This window comes from Natrinema limicola JCM 13563 (assembly GCF_000337475.1).
Lineage (GTDB): Archaea > Halobacteriota > Halobacteria > Halobacteriales > Natrialbaceae > Natrinema > Natrinema limicola.
In genome coordinates, this window is record NZ_AOIT01000016.1 from 153,960 (window position 1) to 170,458 (window position 16,499).

Genomic DNA, 16,499 nt, shown 5'->3' on the forward strand with positions numbered 1-16,499 from the left:
GCCGACAACCCCGCGCTTGCGAAGAGAATCGCCTGATGCGGCGGGGCCGCAACCCGTTCCCTGTTGGGATCAGCTTTCGGTCCCCTCAGACAGACTGTAGAATCCGATGAAAGCGAGGGTACAGCCGACTCTACCGAGGAACTAGAATTAGTTGAGAACCGGGCCGTTTGTGAGTGGGCGCTACAGGATTTGAACCCGTGACAGCTTGGTCCGAAGCCAAGTACTCTGTCCAGACTGAGCTAAGCGCCCTCATCGGTTCGTTTCCGACGGATCCGTATAAGTCACTCGATTTTCACCGGTCCCGACAGGGATCGACACACCCATTATCGGTGATTTTCATCCGCTGACAATCACCGATGGACGCCTTTGGGACGAGACCTCAGTACCAACAGAGACCATGACTGACACCGAGGCCCCGCTGCTGGACGCGGATCAGTCCGGCACCACGCCACTCGAGTTGCTGGCCGACGAGGAGGACGTCTGGACCGCCGTTCCCGCGGACGCAACTGGCGACGAACGAGTGAGCAAATGGCTCGCCGTCGAGGGCGACTTGCTCTGTGACCTCGAGGAGTGGCGCTAAAACGCTGCGCCGAGACGGGATCCAAACACGGTCTCAGCGGTCGAGCGGATAGCGGTCTGTTCTGAGAGTCGGCATCGATACTGCTGTCGACGACGGTGGATCGCACCGTTTAACCAGTGTCCATGACCATGCTCGCGTATGACAGTCGGCGAGACGGGTCGTGGGTTGCTCGAGTTGACGCGGCCGATAAACGTCATCGCGGCGAGCGTGTTGACGTTTATTGGATCGTTCGTCGCTGGCGGCGTGTCTGAAGAGCCGATGGCGGTCGTCGCTGCGGTCGCGGCGACGGGGCTTGCAGTCGGTGCGGGAAACGCGATCAACGACTACTTCGATCGGGAGATCGACCGGATCAACCAGCCCGAGCGGGCGATTCCCCGCGGAGCTGTGAGTCCACGCGGTGCGCTGGCATTTAGCGTCGTTCTCTTTGCCGGGGCGGTTGCCTTCGCGCTGACACTGCCGCGGTTGGCGATCGGGATCGCGACCATCAATCTCCTCGCGCTCGTCGCGTACACTGAGTTTTTCAAGGGACTGCCTGGCGTGGGCAACGCGCTCGTCGCCTATCTGGTCGGCAGCACGTTTCTCTTTGGGGCTGCAGCGATCGACGGCAGCGGCGTCGGGCCGGCAGTCGTTCTCTTCGTGCTCGCGGCGGTCGCGACGCTGACCCGTGAGATCATCAAGGACGTCGAAGACATCGAGGGGGACCGCGAGGAGGGACTGCAGACGCTTCCGATCGCGATCGGGGAACGACGCGCACTCGCTATCGCAGCCGGCTTGCTCGTGGCGGCCGTCGTCGCCAGTCCGATTCCGTATCTGCGCGCGGAGTTCGGCGTCGCATATCTACTCGTCGTCGCACCTGCTGATGCCATCATGCTGGTTGCAGCCTACGAGAGCTTCGAGAACCCGACCGCCGGCCAATCACATCTCAAATACGGGATGTTTCTCGCCGCACTGGCGTTTATCGTCGGGCGCGTCGCCCTCGAGCTTTCGGTCTCGATATAGGACACAGCAAGCGTGTGAGCAGTCACTTGGGAGTCCGTTTCGATCCGTAATCGATCAGTGAACGTTCTAATCAAAAGTTCTATAAGCCGCTTCGCATAGTTCAACATAACACGCCGGCTACTGGGTGCTGTGGTCCCAGCTCGTCGCCACGGCGATGGATGTGAGTATCCCGTATGTATGACCTTGCAGATGTCCTTCCGGACGTTGAGCTCGATCCGGGGACGAACGTACTCGTCGCAGGCCCACCATTGACGGGCAAACGACAAATCGCCTACGACATCCTTGCAAGTGGTGCAAACCGCGGTGATGGGTCTATCATCGTTACGACGAAAGACAGCGCTGACAAGGTTCTCGAGGGGTTCGACACCCGTCTCGACGACGGGCTCGAGCCTGATATCGGCGTCGTCGATTGTGTGACGAAACAGCGCGGTATCAGGACCATCGACGACGATCCGCGGATCAAATATGCCTCGTCGCCCGTCGATATGACGGGCATCGGAATCAAACTCTCCGAGTTCCTCCAGGACTTCTATGAAACGCGGGGACACACCGAGAACCGCGTGCTTTTCCACTCCGTTTCGACACTCTTGATGTACTCCGATCTTCGGACCGTGTTTCGATTTCTCCACGTGTTCACGGGTCGCATTCAAAGCGCCGACGCGCTGGGTCTCTACGTGATCGACTCGACAGCACACGACGATCAGGCCATGAACACGCTCAAACAGCTGTTCGACGCCGTCATCGAACTCGAGGAGTCGGCCAACGGCGACGAGCCCACGATTCGGACGGCTGGGCTCTCGCCGTAAGATCGCGCGGTCGTCACGGGCTCAGACGGGCTGCTGTCCCGATGTCCCGATGGGCCCGCAGTGCGGGTCGCGGTCCCGCCGACACTGACTGACAGGCGTCCGTATCAGACGGCCACCCAGTTTTCCCACCAGCGCTGAGAGACCGGTATGTTCACACACAGGGCCCACGAAGGTCGTGTATGGACCAACCACGACGAGCGTTCCTCGAGACGTTGCTCACGACCGCGACACCGTCTGGCTTCGAGGCGGCCGGCCAACGTCACTGGATCGAGTACGTCGAGGAATTCGCCGACGAGGTGCGGACTGACGCGTACGGAAACGCCGTCGCCGTTCTCGAGGGTGGCGAGCCGGCCGTCGCACTGGCCGGACACAGCGACGAAATCGGATTTATGGTGCGGGATATTGAGGACAGCGGTGCGATTCGAATGACGGCGATCGGGGGCGCAGATCGGACGATTTCGAAGGGGCAACACGTCCGCATTCATACGGATGACGGGCCGGTGCCGGGTGTCATCGGCCAAACGGCGATTCACATGCGCGACCGCGAGGATGAATCGATCGATGACATTGACGAACAGCACATCGACATCGGCGTCGCCGACGCGGACGAGGCTGCAGAGCTAGTCGAGCGTGGTGATCCGATCACGTTCGAGCAGACGATCAACGACTTAGAAAACGACCGTATCACAGCGCGAGGACTGGACAACCGCATTGGGGTGTGGGCTGCGGCTGAAGGCCTTCGTCGGGCAGCGAACGCAGATCCCGACGCGACGGTTTATGCTGTCTCGACGGTGCAAGAAGAGGTCGGCCTTCAGGGTGCGAAAATGGTCGGCTTTGATCTCGAGCCCGACGTTGTCGTCGCGACGGACGTCACCCACGCGACGGACGCGCCGGGGACACCCTCGGGCGAGAAAAACGGGATCGAACTCGGCGACGGCCCGGTCGTCACCCGCGGCAGCGCGAACCATCCGCGGGTCGTCGAGGCCGTCCGCGAGGTCGCAGCCGACGCCGACATCGACGTGCAGTTACAGGCCGCAGGGAGTCGGACCGGGACGGACGCCGACGCCTTCTACACCTCACGTGGCGGGATTCCGTCGCTCAACCTCGGCGTGCCGAACCGCTACATGCATACGCCCGTCGAAGTCCTCGATCTCGCCGATCTCGAGGCGACGGCGACGCTCCTCGGGGCGTTCGCGGCCGCAGCCCACGAGTTCGAGTTCGCGGTCGACCTCTGATCGCTGCACGCGAGGAGCGCCACTCATTTATTGTGACCGTCACCGCGACCCGGAGACGTTTCCCGCTCGCGTCCCTACACCGCGGCATGGCAGTCGACTCTACGGACGACCTCGAGGCCGTGCTCGGATACGAGACGATCGCAGTCGTTGGCTGTTCGAGCACGCCCGGAAAGGCAGCCCACAACGTCCCGAAGTACATGCTCGAGCACGGCTACGATATCATTCCGGTCAACCCGTTCGCAGACGAGATCTTCGGCCGCGAGGCCGCCGACACCCTCGCAGACGTCGCGGAGACGATCGATGTCGTCTGCGTGTTCCGGCCCAGTGAGGAGGTCAGCGACATCGTCGATGCGGCCCTCGAGCGCGATGACGTGGACGCCATCTGGATGCAATCAGGTATTCGCGACGACGACGCGGCGGCCCGCGCAGAAGCCGACGGTAGAACCGTCGTCCAAGATCGATGTCTGAAGGTCGAGCACCGCCGGCTCGTCGCCTGAGACGGACGGTCGATTACGAAACGACGGCTCGAGCGCTATCTCGATTGATACGGACTACTGTCAGTCAGTGCCGGTGCAACCGCAGCCCGCACTGCGGGCCCACCGGGACATCGGGACAGCAGACCGTATGAATCATCCGTCCTACAGCGAAGCCAAGCGAGACATTCTCGAGGCGTTATTCGGCGGTCGCATCCCCGGAGGGTGTATCGGGCGTTGCATCCGCGTTCGTTGCTGAATCAGCATCAGCGTCGGTATCTGCCTCGAGTTCGGCGTCGTCGATCGCTGCCTCCGCGAGGATTTCCTCGCCGTCGATGCCCTGTTCTTCTGCGAGCGCGAGCAAGAGCGCGCGCTGTTCGGTAAGCTGGTGGTCCATGCGTGTGACCGTTTCGTGAGTTTCCTCTGCTTTCTCTTCGAGCCCCGTAATTCGCTGCTGGAGTTTCTGGACCTGCTTGTACATCGCCTCGGCCCGATCCGAGAGGCTCTGAATCTTCTTTGCAGTGCTGCCGAGTCCCATAGCAGATAGATATGTCGTGGCGCTAATGGGCCTTTTCCCTCTCCCGCTTCGATAGGGGAGGCTCGGAGGGCCGACCGATCGATCGTCTGTTCCCACCGGACCATCGGGTCGGTCCGGTCGATCACGTCTTGGCTCACCGCCCACCGCCCCACCGCAGTCGGTCGATTTTCGAGGCGAAAGGCCCTTAAGTACTGATCGCCTACATTGATCTGGATAGGTCGGGCAGTTAGGCCCTGCTCACTACCCGCGCTATGGTCTTTAGCGGGGACCGAACACCGCAGGCGTCCGGTCAGACCGGCCGGGGCCTCGGGAGCCAACATAGAAGCCTCGTCCGTCGGGGACAGCGGTCTGCGATGGCCGTCCGCAGGGACGTCCCATCGCAGTTAGTCGGCGACAGCCCATCAGGCGCGGAAGCGAGCAGTGGACCGCCGGACACCTGTCGCTCGACGGGTCGCGGGGTGGAGAAGGCAACCGAGATTCCCCCGGACGGAACGCCGGGCAAGGGCGGCCTTCCGCATTCATACACAACGACCTTTTACACTGCACTCAGCGACGGCGACGGCAGCGTTGCTGCCGCACGCCGTCGCGTCGCTCGGTAAAAGGTCGATCAAAAGCATTCCTCCTTCCGCTCGTTACACTCACATCAGTCGTCAGCCCGCTCGCTCGGCCTGCGGCCTCGCTCGCGGTTGTATCGGTAACGGCCTGCCCTCCGCCGTTGAGCGGACGCGGAGCGTCCGCGATGCTCGGAAGAGCGTGCTCTTCCGTTGGGTCCCGCGGCTCTCACTGTCGTTCGAGGCGCGCTCCCGGCCGGCGAGTTCGAGACTCGAGAGGCCCGTACTGCTCCGAAAACGAAGCAACCGAACCGCGTTATTCGGCCGGCTGCACGACGCTTTGGCCGCTGCCGCTCTCGAGGTGAAGGCCACCCTCGAGCGTGCGGACGGGGTAGGGGATGTCGATGCCCTCCTCGTCGAAGCGCTGTTTGACGGCGGTGACGTACTCGCCGCGGATGCGGACGAAGTCGGCTCGAGACGGGTCTGCGATCCAGAAGCGCGACTGGAGGCCGACGTCGGACGAGCCGAGTTCCGTCAGTCGAACGGAGGGTGCGGGATCGTCCATGATGTTGGGGTGGCGTTCGGCCTCCGCGACGATGATATCGGTCGCCTGCTGGATGTCGTCGTCGTAGCCGATTCCGAAGACGAACTTCAGCCGGAGCTTGTCGGCGTCGACGGGATTTTTGAGAACGTTGTCGGTAAGCGCCGAGTTCGGCACCGTCAACAGTTCGTTGTCGAACGTGCGCACGCGGGTCACGCGAAGGCTAATGTCCTCGACGACGCCCGAATACGTCCCATCGTCCCACTCGATCCAGTCGCCGATGCGGAACGGTTTGTCCGTGTAGATGAAAACGCCGGCGACGAAGTTCGAGATCACGTTCTGCATCGCCAGCCCGATCGCGAGCGCGCCAGCCGCTGCGATGCCAGCCATCGAGACGAGGAAGTTCCCGAACCCGGCGAAGCCGAAGGCGACCGAAAGCGCAAGAAAGGCGAGGCCAAAGCGCGTGAGCAACAACAGCGGGTTCTTCGCGTGCTCATCGAGGTCACGCCTGTCGAGGGCTCGCTCGACCAACGGCACGAGGAGCAGTCGGCCGACGACCCAAATCACGGCGAGTGCGACGACGAATTTAATCGCACCTTCTGCCATGCTGGCCTGTGCTGTGGTCAGACCCACGTCCTCGAGGGCGTTGCCGATCGGACCGAGATTGACAGCGTTCTGGAGCGGGACCACGGAACCGCTCATCGATACAATACTGCGGTGTGCCCGCGTGTATCGACGAGCTCGGCGTTGACACGTTCGGCGAGGTCGGCCGCTTTTTCGTCAGTCGAGCTGCCGGCGCGGGCTGCCCGCAGGAATTTTACTTTCACGAGGTCTCTGTCGGTTAGCTGATCGTCGAGTTCGTCGACGACGGCATCGACGCCGCTTTTCCCGACCCAGACAGTGACGTCGAGATCATGTGCGCGGCGCTTTCGTTCCTGTGTGTCCATATCCGCTTCTAAGAGAGCCGAGCGGTTTCAATCTTCCCGAACGGCACAAGGAAACTGGATCGGCCACGTCGACTCCTGGTTATACTGTCGGACAGCAGCCAATACGAAGTCGGTCGCGGATTCGCGGCCGTCTCCACCGGTGACGGCCGCAGCAGCGCGACCGATCGTCACGTCGTTCTGTCCGGCAGNATACGAAGTCGGTCGCGGATTCGCGGCCGTCTCCACCGGTGACGGCCGCAGCAGCGCGACCGATCGTCACGTCGTTCTGTCCGGCAGTATTAGTCGTAGGGATATCTCGCCTGCGCACCGCATTCACAGGTGATGACGACGTGTCCGTCCTGCAGTCTGACGCGAGCGTTGTCTCCCGGTCGAAGATACGCATCACACTCGTCGCACGTAAACCGGCGAAACGATCGCGGCAGCGTGAGCCGGTTTCGCTCTGCGACCCGCCGCGCGAGCCGAACGTAGTAGCGAGCCCGGTCGGGCTCACCCTCCGCCGCTGCCGCTCGAGCAAGCTCGTGAAGTCGCTCGATCCGTTCGGCAGCGATGTCCATGGCGTTCGTTTCGTCGGTGTCCCTATTGATGTTGCGCTCCAGCATGAGAGAGGCTCGTTAAATGGTACCACGAACTAAGTTTATTATCATCGAACCAAACACCTCGAATATAATGTTCTCCTGATTGAAAAGATTCTTTAGTGTGACAGGTATTGGTTTAGAGTACGCAATATTGTTATATATCAACTGAGAGGTGGTGTTACACAACGATATGAATTGGGACCCCACTTCCCCTGATACCGGCGTCAGTCGCCGTTCGTTTCTGGCGGCCGGTGCAGCGGGAGCGACACTTGCCACAAGCGGCTGTGTCAATAGCGTGCAGAACGTCGTCGGGACGGCCGCCAACGGACAGCTGTCGCTGTCCATTACCACGCTACCAGCAGACGCAGACAGGCAGGGCATTCAGATTGCCCGACAACTCGAGTCGAACCTCCAGCAAGTCGGGATCGATGTCTCGATCGATATGCGGTCGCCGTCGGAGCTACTGAAAGCGGTGCTGATCGAACACGATTTCGATCTCTACGTCGGCCATCATCCCGCCGGATACGACCCCGATTTCCTCTATGAGATGCTCCACTCCTCGTTCGCCTCCGAAGCCGGCTGGCAGAACCCCTTCGGGTTCACCAATATGGTCTTCGATACGCTACTCGAGGACCAACGGCGAGTCGAGGGAGCGCAACGGAAACAGCTCGTTCAGTCGGTCCTGACGGCACTGGCAAAGTCCAAACCCTTCGAGCCGATCTGTCGGCCCGACGAGTATCGCGTCGCCAGTACGGATCGATTCGAGGGCTGGGGCGAGGCTAATCTCACGACCCGCCACGGCTACCTCGAACTCGAGCCAACCGACGGCGTCAACGAGTTACTCGCGCTCAAAACGGATTCCCGTCCAACGAGTAATCTCAATCCGCTGTCGGCGACGATGCGAGAGCGGGATACGATAATCCGGCTGCTCTTCGATTCGCTGGCAACCGTCCACGAGGGCGAGGTCCAGCCATGGCTCGCCGATGACATCACATGGACGGACGTCGAACCAGTCGACGGCGAGCAGGGGCCGACCCTGACTGCGACAGTTACCCTTCGCGAAGGGTGTCAGTTCCATGCTGACGAACGACTAGCCGGCGAAGACGAACAGCTATCCGACGAAGACAGACACCTGACCGCAGAGGACGTCGCCTTCACCTACCGGTTCCTCGAGGATACGTCGCTCGGACGAGCGCCAGCCCCCTCGCCGGCACCGCGGTATCAGAGTCACGTCAGCGCGGTCGATCGCGTCACCGCCGACAGCGAGTACGAACTGACGTTCTCGATGAACGCGAGTCAGCCGGTCGCCAAACGGGCGCTTACCGTGCCGATCCTGCCAAAACAGTTCTGGCGTGGGCTGGTCGACCGGCGGGCGGCCGACGGCGAGTTTACCGCACCACAGGGACGGTGGACCGCCGCGACGGGCGATCACGTTCCGCCGATCGGCAGTGGGCCCTACCAGTTCGAAAGTCGGACCGAAGAGGATCAACTCGTTCTGACACGCTTTGACGATCACTTCACGCGCCGAGACGATGTCGAATTGCCCGGCCCGCCCATCGACGAACTCCGCTTCGATATCGACCCTAGTAGTGCATCAGCAGTCAAGCGGATCGCAGATGGCAATGCGGACGTGACGGCCTCGATGCTCGACGCCTATACGCTGGATGCGATCCCAGACTCATCGGATATCGAGCAGCTACACCACCCATCGCGGACCTTCTACCACATCGGGTTCAACGTCCGAAACGCACCCTTTAGCAACACCCACTTCCGCCGCGCAGTCGCGCAGTTGCTCCCTAAGCAAGCGATCGTCGACGACATCTTTTATGGCTATGCAACCCCGACCGCGACGCCGGTGACGGACGAATGGGTCCCCGAACGGCTCACGTGGGACGGCGAGGATCCAGTGACACCGTTTCTCGGGTCCAACGGCGAACTCAACGTTGCGGCGGCGAAAGCGGCGTTCGAGACTGCCGGCTTCCGATATGATGATAACGGTCGCTTGCTTGGAGGCTACTAGAAGCGATGCTCGCCGAGGTGTTGACGCAGCTCGCTCTCGTCATTTCGATCCTGGTGCCGGTGTCGGTCATCGTTTTCATCGGCCGTGAGCGCCTCGCTCGGACGCGGTCGGAGTGGCGAAGCCGACTCAGAACCGCTGGCCCGGTGATTGCCGTGTTGATCGGTGTGTTACTGATAAACCGCGTCGCCAGACAGACCGCACCGGAACTCTCGCGGCAGGTCGGGTTTCACCTCTCCGGGGCGTTTTACGAACTCGAGGGGGAGTTCATCCTGATCTTCCAGTCGATCCAGACGCCGGAGACGACGGCGTATTTCTCGACGATTTACGTCTACGGATACACGTTTCTGCTGATCTTCCCGGTTATTGCATACTTTACGCTCTCCGATACCCGGATCTTTCGGCGACTGTTGACAGCCTACGCGCTCAATTACGCGATCGGTTTGGTCCTCTATATCCTCGTAGTCGCGTACGGTCCCCGGAACCTGATGCCCGGCGAGCTCATGGAACGAATGCTGTACAATACCAATCCACAGTACCAATATCTCACGAGCGAGGTCAACACCAACACCAACGTGTTTCCATCGCTTCATACCTCGCTGTCAGCGACTGTCGCAACGTTTGCATGGAAGACGCGGTCGGAGTTTCCGAAATGGTTCCCTATCGCAGTCGTACTGGCGGCAAGCGTTGCAATCTCGACGATGTATCTCGGAATCCACTGGGCACTCGACGTCGTTGCAGGCACGATGCTCGCGGCAGCCTGTGTCTCCCTCTCTGATCGACTCGTCGACCGCTGGTCAGTCGCGGAGCTTTCGGAGCAGTTCGCCGATCGGCTACCCTGGCCCCAGAACCAGGAGTGACACCGACGTTCCCGGTCAGTGTATCGGTACGGCTTGTGGCAAGCGTCTCGGTCTCAATCAGCATCCGACCCCGCGAACATAATACTGTTATATCGTGGTGCCGAATTTGGGTAGAGTAACAACATGAACGGAGGACAGGCCGCCCAAGAACCAGACCGTGCTGGCGCTGACGGCACGCGTCTCAGCCGTCGAGCCGCGCTGGCAACGACGGCCGGCCTGACGGCCTCGGTAAGCGGCTGTGTCGGCCGACTCCGCGATCTCTTTACGCAGCGCAACATCAGACAGCTCTCGCTGACGATCACCACCCTCCCTGCCGACAGCGACAGAGAAAGCATCCGGATCGCAAACGAGCTCGAGCAGGCCCTCACGACGGCTGGGGTCGACGTCTCGTTCGACGTCCGCTCCGGGATCGAGTTCAACCGAGCGGTGTTGTACGATCACGACTTCGACATCTGTATCGGCCATCATCCGGGCGGGACCGATCCCGACTTCCTCTATGAAGCGTTGCACTCGCTGTATATCGACGAATCGGGCTGGCAGAACCCCTTTGGCTACGCGAACCTGGCTGTCGATGACCTCCTCGAGAAGCAACGCCACGCCGACGGGGCGGAACGACGTGACGCCGTCACGAACGCACTCGAGGCGATCGCGACCGAACAGCCGTTCGTTCCCATTTGCGTTCCCGAGGAACACCGCGTCGTCAACACGGATCGGTTTACCGGCTGGGCTGACGGTCATCTCGCGACCCGGCACGGCTATCTCGGGCTCGAGCCCACAGCGGACGTCGAGACCCTGCGCGCCGTCCACACGGATAGTCGACCGACGAAAAACCTCAACCCGCTCGCCGCTGACTATCGCGGTCGCGGAACGATTACCCAGTTACTCTACGACTCGCTGGCGGCCGACGACGCGACTGGAGAGATCCAGCCGTGGCTCGCGGCGTCGTGGGAGTGGCGCGGGGCGACGCTTGACGTTCACCTTCGGAACGGCTGTACGTTTCACGATGGCGAGCCGGTGACCGCCGCCGATGTCGAGTTTACGTACCAGTTTCTCGCGGACATGTCCGACGACGATGACGACCGAGTCGCTCCTGCACCTCGCTTTCGCGGCCGGATCGACGCCGTCGAGGCGATCGACGTTCGGGATCGCGATCGCCTCGAGCTCACGGTCGATGCGGGGCAGGCGGTCGGCGAACGCGCCCTCCTCGTCCCGATACTGCCCGCCCACATCTGGCGCGATCAGTCTGACAGTGCGGTGGGACTGGGTAGCGGTGCCCTCGCTCAGGGCACCCCGACGGCGGTCGCCACGAACAATATGCCGCCGGTCGGGAGCGGTCCCTATCAGTTCGTGAACCGGACTGAAGGCGACCAACTCACACTCGAGCGGTTCGACGATCACTTTACGCTCCGCTCCGGCGTCGAGCGGCCGGCCCCGATGGTTGCTGCGTTTTCGATCGATATCTCACCGAACTCGGAAACGGCGATTCAGGCGGTCGAAAACGACACTGCCGATGTCACGAGCGCAGCTATCGATACGAATCACGTCGGAAGCGTCGCGGAAAAAGACGGGCAGCAGTTGCTCGAGTCGCCGTCATGGACGTATTACTTCCTTGGGTTCAACACGCGGAAGGCACCGTTTGGTAATCCTCGGTTCAGGCGGGTCATCGCACGGTTGATCGACAAGGAGTGGCTGGTCGAGAACGTCTTTTATGGGCACGCACGACCGATTGCGACGCCGGTCACCGAGGAGTGGGTCCCCGACAGCCTCGCGTGGGACGGCCAGGACCCCGAAACGCCATTTCTGGGAGCGAGCGGTGAGGTCGACGTCGATGCAGCACGAGCGGCGTTCGAAGATGCCGGCTTTCGGTACGACGATCGGGACCGGCTCCGTGTCAGACAATAAGACTGCCAGACAACGCGATCGCACCTCGATCACGCTCGAGACAGGAGCACGGAAACGGTTCTGGACGCACGCTCGCGTCGCCTCCCACACAAGACGGACATCGCTCAGCGGAACGGCTGACCGGCGAAAACGGGATGCGATGAAACGGGTCCGTTACTGTTCTTCGAGCGCGTCGGCGATGCGCTTGAGCGCGCGGGTCTGATCGCGCATTTCGTCACGCAGCTGTCGGACTTCGCGGACGAGTTCCTCGTTGCTCTCGTCTTGTCCGCCGCGACCACCGGGGCCAGCGCCGGGGCCGCCGCCCATCATGCCACCCATCATCTGGGCAAAGGGGTTGCCGCCGCCCATGCCGCCGGGACCGCCACCGCCGCCGAACGGGCTTTCAGGGGCCTCGCCCTCGCCTTCGCCCTCTTCGGCGCGCTTTTCGCGAATCTCTTCGACCCGCTCGCGGAACGATTTCTCCTCGCTGTCGTCGCCTGCGTCGCCGTCGGAATCGGGTTCGTCTGTCATACCATCGGATTCTCCTGCGTCGGGGAAAAGGATTGCCATGTCTCGGATCGTCACGCCCCCTACAGCAGTGATGATCCTCGAGTCCAGTGACGAATCGCTCAGCGGAGCAGAATCGACCTGCGAGCACGGGAGGAGTTACGACAAACGAGCAGCCCGTCTCAGTCGGTTGTCTACCCGAACGAGCCAAGCGAGGACTGGAGGTTTCGATCCGACCGGCCCGCCTCGAGGTCGTATCCCACGAGATCGCGCAGATCTACGGCATAGGTCGTCCCACCGTTGACGAGGACTAACAGCCGCCCTTTAACGCCCACGATGGTTCCCGACGCAAGCGTCTCGCGGACCGGTCGCGTCTCGAGGTCGAGCCCGTAGTCGAAGTCGAATCGCTCGATGACGTCGAACTCGGTGAGAACGGCCTCCCAGGCGTCCTCGTCGATGTCGGCGGCGAGTGCAGCCACTTTGGGACCGGTTCGGACGCGGTCGACCAGCCGCTGGGCGATTCCGGCCTCGAGCTCGCGGGCGATACGGCCGTTGGAAACGGTGTGGACGTGGGCCGCGCGATCGGCCCCCTGTTCGCGCAGTCGGGTCTCGAGGCGCCACAGCTTGGTGACGCCGACCTTGAACGTCTCGGGGGCGAACGCGGCAATGTAGACGGCGTGGTCGTCGTAACAGTCCATCTCGTCTTTCAGACAGGTTCCGGTACAGCGGGCACAGACCCACGTGCTCGTGTGATACTCACAGTAAGGCGCAGACGGCCGGTCGCAGGCGACGTGGGTGCCGGTTTCGTCGATCGTCCCGGCGCAGTGTCGCTCGCCGAGCGTATATGCGAGGTCGTCGCCAGCAGCGAGCGAGCGGTGATCGATCTCGCCGCTGCCGTCGCTGATCAGCAGCGCCGAGCCCCGTCCACTCGGTTCGTAGCCCACCAGTTGCACGCACGCGAGTTGTCACCGGGCACAAATAGCCGTACCGCTCTCCGGACTCGAGTGACGCGTGTCAGGCCGTCGGACCCGGCGACGAGGGCCGGCAGCGAAGACCCTATACCGGTACTATCCTAAGCGCCGTCCATGCAAGCGCTGGTCATCGCGGCACACGGATCGCATCTGAATCCGGACGCCTCGGATCCGACCTACGCCCACGCGGATACGATCCGCGAGACGGGCGCGTTCGACGAGGTCCGCGAGGCGTTCTGGAAGGAAGAACCCCACTTCCGCGAGGTGATCCGCACGCTCGAGGCAGACGAGGTGTTCGTCGTTCCCCTCTTTATCAGCGAGGGCTATTTCACCGAAGAGGTAATCCCGCGGGAACTGCGGCTGGATGACTGGGACCCCGAGAAGTGGGACTCCGATGGGACCAGCGCCTCACAGGCTACGCTCGAGGCCGACGACGTCGGCAAGACCATCCATTACTGTGGGCCGGTCGGGACCCACGACGCGATGACGGACGTGATCGTCCAGCGGGCCGAGACCGCTACTGGCGATCCAGACGTCGGCGAGGGCGTCGGGCTGGCCGTCGTCGGCCACGGGACCGAACGCAACGAGAACTCCGCGAAGGCCATCGAGTACCACAGCGAGCGCATCCGCGAGCGCGAGCGCTTCGACGAGGTCAAGGCGCTGTTCATGGACGAGGAACCGGAAGTCGACGACGTCACGGACTTCTTCGAGAGCGACGACATCGTCGTCGTCCCACTGTTTATCGCCGACGGCTACCACACCCAAGAGGACATCCCCGAAGACATGGGACTGACCGAGGACTACCGGCTGGGGTGGGACGTGCCAGGTGAGGTCGACGGCCACCGGATCTGGTACACCGGAGCCGTCGGCACCGAGGACCTCATGGCCGACGTCGTCCTCGAGCGTGCGGCTGATGCTGGTGCGGACATCGGCGACGCCCGCGAGACGGTCCGCGACATCGCCGGCTCGGTCGCCGACGCCGACCACGAACCGAGCGCGGGAACGGGTGCGGGGGACTGACGCGTGACGATAGCGACGGACGACCTCGAGACACTGACCGATCGCGCATCGGCCGGCGTCGCGTTCGACGGCCTCCGTATCGACGAGGAAGACGGCAACTACGTCCTCGAGACCCCGGACAACGAGTGGCACGACCTCGACGAGGCCGCCCTTCGGGAGGCCCTCGAGGCCTGCGAGGAGTACGTGACCAACTGGCGCTACTGGCAGGAGACTGTCGGTGGCGAGGGAACCGCCCGGCGTGCGTTCCTCCGGTGGTGCGAGCACGCACCCATTCCGGACGCCGACGAACAGACGACCACGACCGATGGCCTCGCGGTACCAGCACGGTACGACGCGCTTCGCGACGGCATCGACCGGCAGTGGGGTCAACTGTCGATCACGGCCCGTTTCGTCGACGTCGACGACCCCGACGGCGAGCGCGTCTACGATCTCTGGCACGTCGACGATGCCGACAGCGATCTGGCCGACCTCGAGGTCTACGACGACCCGCGTGACGCTCGCGAGATCGCGACTTACGATGAAGACGGCCGCTACCGGCCGCTGAAGACCGCACCAACGCTCGTTTCGGGCTGGGCGTTTACCGGGCTCTCGGGTGCGGAACTCGTCGAGACTGTCGGTTTTCTCTACCCCGCGACGATCGCCAACTGGCACCGCGAACTGCGTGGTAATCTGGACGTCGATCACTGGACTGAGACCGCCGAGCGCCAGACCGGCATCTACGACGTGATCGACGAACTTCCGCGCGAGGCCGTCGACTGGATGGCCGAGGCCTGCTGTGTCGACTCGCAGTGTCTGCGTCGTCGGAAATGGGAATACGACGAAGACGACGACGTGGACGTCGACGGCGGCGACGGCCCGTTCCCCTGCCGGGAACCCTGTTCGCTCGTAATCGCCGCCGCTCGCAAGTGGGCCATCCTCGAGTCCGAGGAGGAACATACCTACGAACTCGAGCTCACGACCAGCGAACTCAACCAGCTCGCGGAGTTGATCGACGCGGTCGCAGAGGGTCGTACTGATGAGATCCGCGAGGCGGACGTCTACGACGGTGCGAACCGCTATCGGGCGCGATACCTCCGGGCGAAGCGAGTCGGCGAGGACGGACTCGAGGCGACGCAGGTCGACGAATAGGTCTCCTGAGTCGCACTCGAACCGGACAGTTCGAACGCCAGCGTCCGATTCTACTGCAGTAACAGAAACAGCGCCACGACGACCCCGGCGACGACGATCGCCAGACCGGCCGTCGCGACCGGACCGCCGATCGACGCCGCAGTTACCGCTCCGATCCCGAGTGCGACCACGCCAAGCGCCAGTACCGCAAGCGTTCCCGAACCGAGTCCGCTGACGGCGGTCACCTGGTCGATCGCGCGCTCGAGCGGCGTCGGCTCGGGTTCCGAGCGGACGGGTTCCGCGAGCGATTCGTCGATGTCGACGTCCGGCGGCCCCGGGACGACGGTGACGTCGATCGTGACCGATTCGGAGCCATAGCCCGTCAGGACCTCGAGCCGACCGTCGACTGGCTGCTCGATCGCGTCGGCGTCGACGGCGATCGGAACGGCCGTGACGCTGTCTGGCTCGACGTAGTAGTTCGTGCCGTCGAGCGATGCGATCCGCTCGAGATCACCGTGGAGACGACAATGGACGTGGGCAGGCGACTCGTGTCCTGCAAGCGAGAGCCGAAACGAGCCGTCGGTCTCGAGCGCGGTGCTGGCTGGCTCGAGCGCGTCTGCGGACCCGCGGTTGACGTGGACGGTGACCTCGGTTGGTGACACGGTTTGTGTCCGTCAGGCCGGCGTTTCGTCGCGCATGTCCGGCGGCAGCAGGTTCGGGATCCCGTCTTCGATCGGGTAGGCCTCGCCACACTCCGTACAGACGAGTTCGCCGCCGACGACTTCGTCGCCGTCGTACTCGGCGTTCTCGAGTTCCAGATCGTGTTTATCGAGCGGACAGCAGAGAATGTCCAGCAACGACTCCTTCATACTACGTAGGCTCGTCGCCTCC

At 62.7% G+C, this 16,499-nt stretch carries 18 protein-coding genes, 1 tRNA gene and 1 other RNA gene; 11 read left to right on the forward strand and 9 right to left on the reverse strand.

Translation table 11 applies throughout. The features are described 5' to 3' along the window. Positions 1 to 174: 174 nt before the first annotated feature. Positions 175 to 249 (reverse strand) — tRNA-Arg (locus C476_RS02570). Between the two features lie 148 nt (positions 250 to 397). Between C476_RS02570 and C476_RS02575 the strand changes: the two genes are divergently transcribed. The 5 genes from C476_RS02575 to C476_RS02595 all read left to right on the forward strand — a co-directional run bounded on the left by C476_RS02575 (position 398) and on the right by C476_RS02595 (position 4,117). After that, positions 398 to 580, forward strand: a complete 183-nt coding sequence (locus C476_RS02575; protein ID WP_008009540.1) for a DUF7511 domain-containing protein — start codon at positions 398 to 400, stop codon at positions 578 to 580. A 138-nt stretch (positions 581 to 718) separates the two neighbouring features. Continuing rightward, positions 719 to 1,579, forward strand: a complete 861-nt coding sequence (locus C476_RS02580) for a geranylgeranylglycerol-phosphate geranylgeranyltransferase (protein ID WP_008009541.1) — start codon at positions 719 to 721, stop codon at positions 1,577 to 1,579. A 173-nt stretch (positions 1,580 to 1,752) separates the two neighbouring features. Next, positions 1,753 to 2,385, forward strand: a complete 633-nt coding sequence (locus tag C476_RS02585; RefSeq protein WP_008009543.1) for an RAD55 family ATPase — start codon at positions 1,753 to 1,755, stop codon at positions 2,383 to 2,385. Between the two features lie 179 nt (positions 2,386 to 2,564). Beyond that, on the forward strand, positions 2,565 to 3,620 hold the full coding sequence (locus C476_RS02590) for a M20/M25/M40 family metallo-hydrolase (RefSeq protein ID WP_008009545.1): 1,056 nt from the start codon (positions 2,565 to 2,567) through the stop codon (positions 3,618 to 3,620). An 86-nt stretch (positions 3,621 to 3,706) separates the two neighbouring features. Next, entirely contained in the window at positions 3,707 to 4,117 is a 411-nt protein-coding gene (locus C476_RS02595) for a CoA-binding protein (protein ID WP_008009547.1), read from the forward strand. Positions 4,118 to 4,292: 175 nt separating this feature from the next. Here the strand turns inward: C476_RS02595 and C476_RS02600 are convergent, their stop codons facing one another. Beyond that, positions 4,293 to 4,631: a DUF5798 family protein gene (locus C476_RS02600; protein WP_008009549.1), complete on the reverse strand. Its 339-nt coding sequence runs from the start codon at positions 4,629 to 4,631 to the stop codon at positions 4,293 to 4,295. A 206-nt stretch (positions 4,632 to 4,837) separates the two neighbouring features. Between C476_RS02600 and ffs the strand changes: the two genes are divergently transcribed. Further along, positions 4,838 to 5,150, forward strand: an RNA gene (gene ffs, locus C476_RS17685) — signal recognition particle sRNA. 348 nt (positions 5,151 to 5,498) lie between these two features. On the opposite strand, the gene C476_RS02605 is transcribed toward ffs, so the two are convergent. The 3 genes from C476_RS02605 to C476_RS02620 all read right to left on the reverse strand — a co-directional run bounded on the left by C476_RS02605 (position 5,499) and on the right by C476_RS02620 (position 7,224). Next, positions 5,499 to 6,425, reverse strand: coding sequence for a mechanosensitive ion channel family protein (locus C476_RS02605; RefSeq protein ID WP_049911548.1), 927 nt, complete (start codon positions 6,423 to 6,425; stop codon positions 5,499 to 5,501). After that, positions 6,422 to 6,670, reverse strand: coding sequence for a YhbY family RNA-binding protein (locus C476_RS02610; protein ID WP_008009553.1), 249 nt, complete (start codon positions 6,668 to 6,670; stop codon positions 6,422 to 6,424). The genes C476_RS02605 and C476_RS02610 overlap by 4 nt, the downstream gene beginning before the upstream one ends. 278 nt (positions 6,671 to 6,948) lie before the next feature. Beyond that, entirely contained in the window at positions 6,949 to 7,224 is a 276-nt protein-coding gene (locus C476_RS02620; RefSeq protein WP_008009557.1) for a ribonuclease P protein component 4, read from the reverse strand. Positions 7,225 to 7,435: 211 nt separating this feature from the next. Between C476_RS02620 and C476_RS02625 the strand changes: the two genes are divergently transcribed. The 3 genes from C476_RS02625 (at position 7,436) to C476_RS02635 (ending at position 12,024) form a co-directional block, all read left to right on the forward strand. Next, the gene (locus tag C476_RS02625) at positions 7,436 to 9,265 is read left to right on the forward strand and encodes an ABC transporter substrate-binding protein (RefSeq protein ID WP_049911549.1); all 1,830 of its coding nucleotides are present in this window, start codon (positions 7,436 to 7,438) and stop codon (positions 9,263 to 9,265) included. 5 nt (positions 9,266 to 9,270) lie between these two features. Then, complete coding sequence (locus C476_RS02630) at positions 9,271 to 10,122, forward strand: phosphatase PAP2 family protein (RefSeq protein ID WP_008009560.1); 852 nt, start codon at positions 9,271 to 9,273, stop codon at positions 10,120 to 10,122. A 123-nt stretch (positions 10,123 to 10,245) separates the two neighbouring features. Then, positions 10,246 to 12,024 (forward strand): ABC transporter substrate-binding protein, encoded by a 1,779-nt coding sequence (locus C476_RS02635; RefSeq protein WP_008009562.1) that lies wholly within the window; start codon positions 10,246 to 10,248, stop codon positions 12,022 to 12,024. 153 nt (positions 12,025 to 12,177) lie between these two features. Here C476_RS02635 and C476_RS02640 read toward each other — a convergent pair whose 3' ends face one another. Continuing rightward, complete coding sequence (locus C476_RS02640) at positions 12,178 to 12,534, reverse strand: hypothetical protein (protein WP_049911566.1); 357 nt, start codon at positions 12,532 to 12,534, stop codon at positions 12,178 to 12,180. A 170-nt stretch (positions 12,535 to 12,704) separates the two neighbouring features. Then, entirely contained in the window at positions 12,705 to 13,463 is a 759-nt protein-coding gene (locus C476_RS02645) for a DUF2797 domain-containing protein (RefSeq protein WP_008009565.1), read from the reverse strand. Positions 13,464 to 13,595: 132 nt separating this feature from the next. Here C476_RS02645 and C476_RS02650 point away from each other — a divergent pair, with 132 nt between their 5' ends. After that, positions 13,596 to 14,501 carry a CbiX/SirB N-terminal domain-containing protein gene (locus C476_RS02650; RefSeq protein ID WP_008009567.1) on the forward strand — a complete coding sequence of 302 codons (906 nt, stop codon included), beginning with the start codon at positions 13,596 to 13,598 and terminating at the stop codon, positions 14,499 to 14,501. A gap of 3 nt (positions 14,502 to 14,504) precedes the next feature. Then, a complete protein-coding gene (locus tag C476_RS02655) occupies positions 14,505 to 15,629 on the forward strand; it encodes a DR2241 family protein (protein ID WP_008009569.1) in 1,125 nt (374 codons plus the stop codon). Between the two features lie 50 nt (positions 15,630 to 15,679). Here C476_RS02655 and C476_RS02660 read toward each other — a convergent pair whose 3' ends face one another. Both C476_RS02660 and C476_RS02665 read right to left on the reverse strand, forming a co-directional pair. After that, positions 15,680 to 16,270: a DUF7524 family protein gene (locus tag C476_RS02660; protein ID WP_008009571.1), complete on the reverse strand. Its 591-nt coding sequence runs from the start codon at positions 16,268 to 16,270 to the stop codon at positions 15,680 to 15,682. A 12-nt stretch (positions 16,271 to 16,282) separates the two neighbouring features. After that, the gene (locus tag C476_RS02665; RefSeq protein WP_008009572.1) at positions 16,283 to 16,477 is read right to left on the reverse strand and encodes a methytransferase partner Trm112; all 195 of its coding nucleotides are present in this window, start codon (positions 16,475 to 16,477) and stop codon (positions 16,283 to 16,285) included. Positions 16,478 to 16,499: the final 22 nt, after the last annotated feature.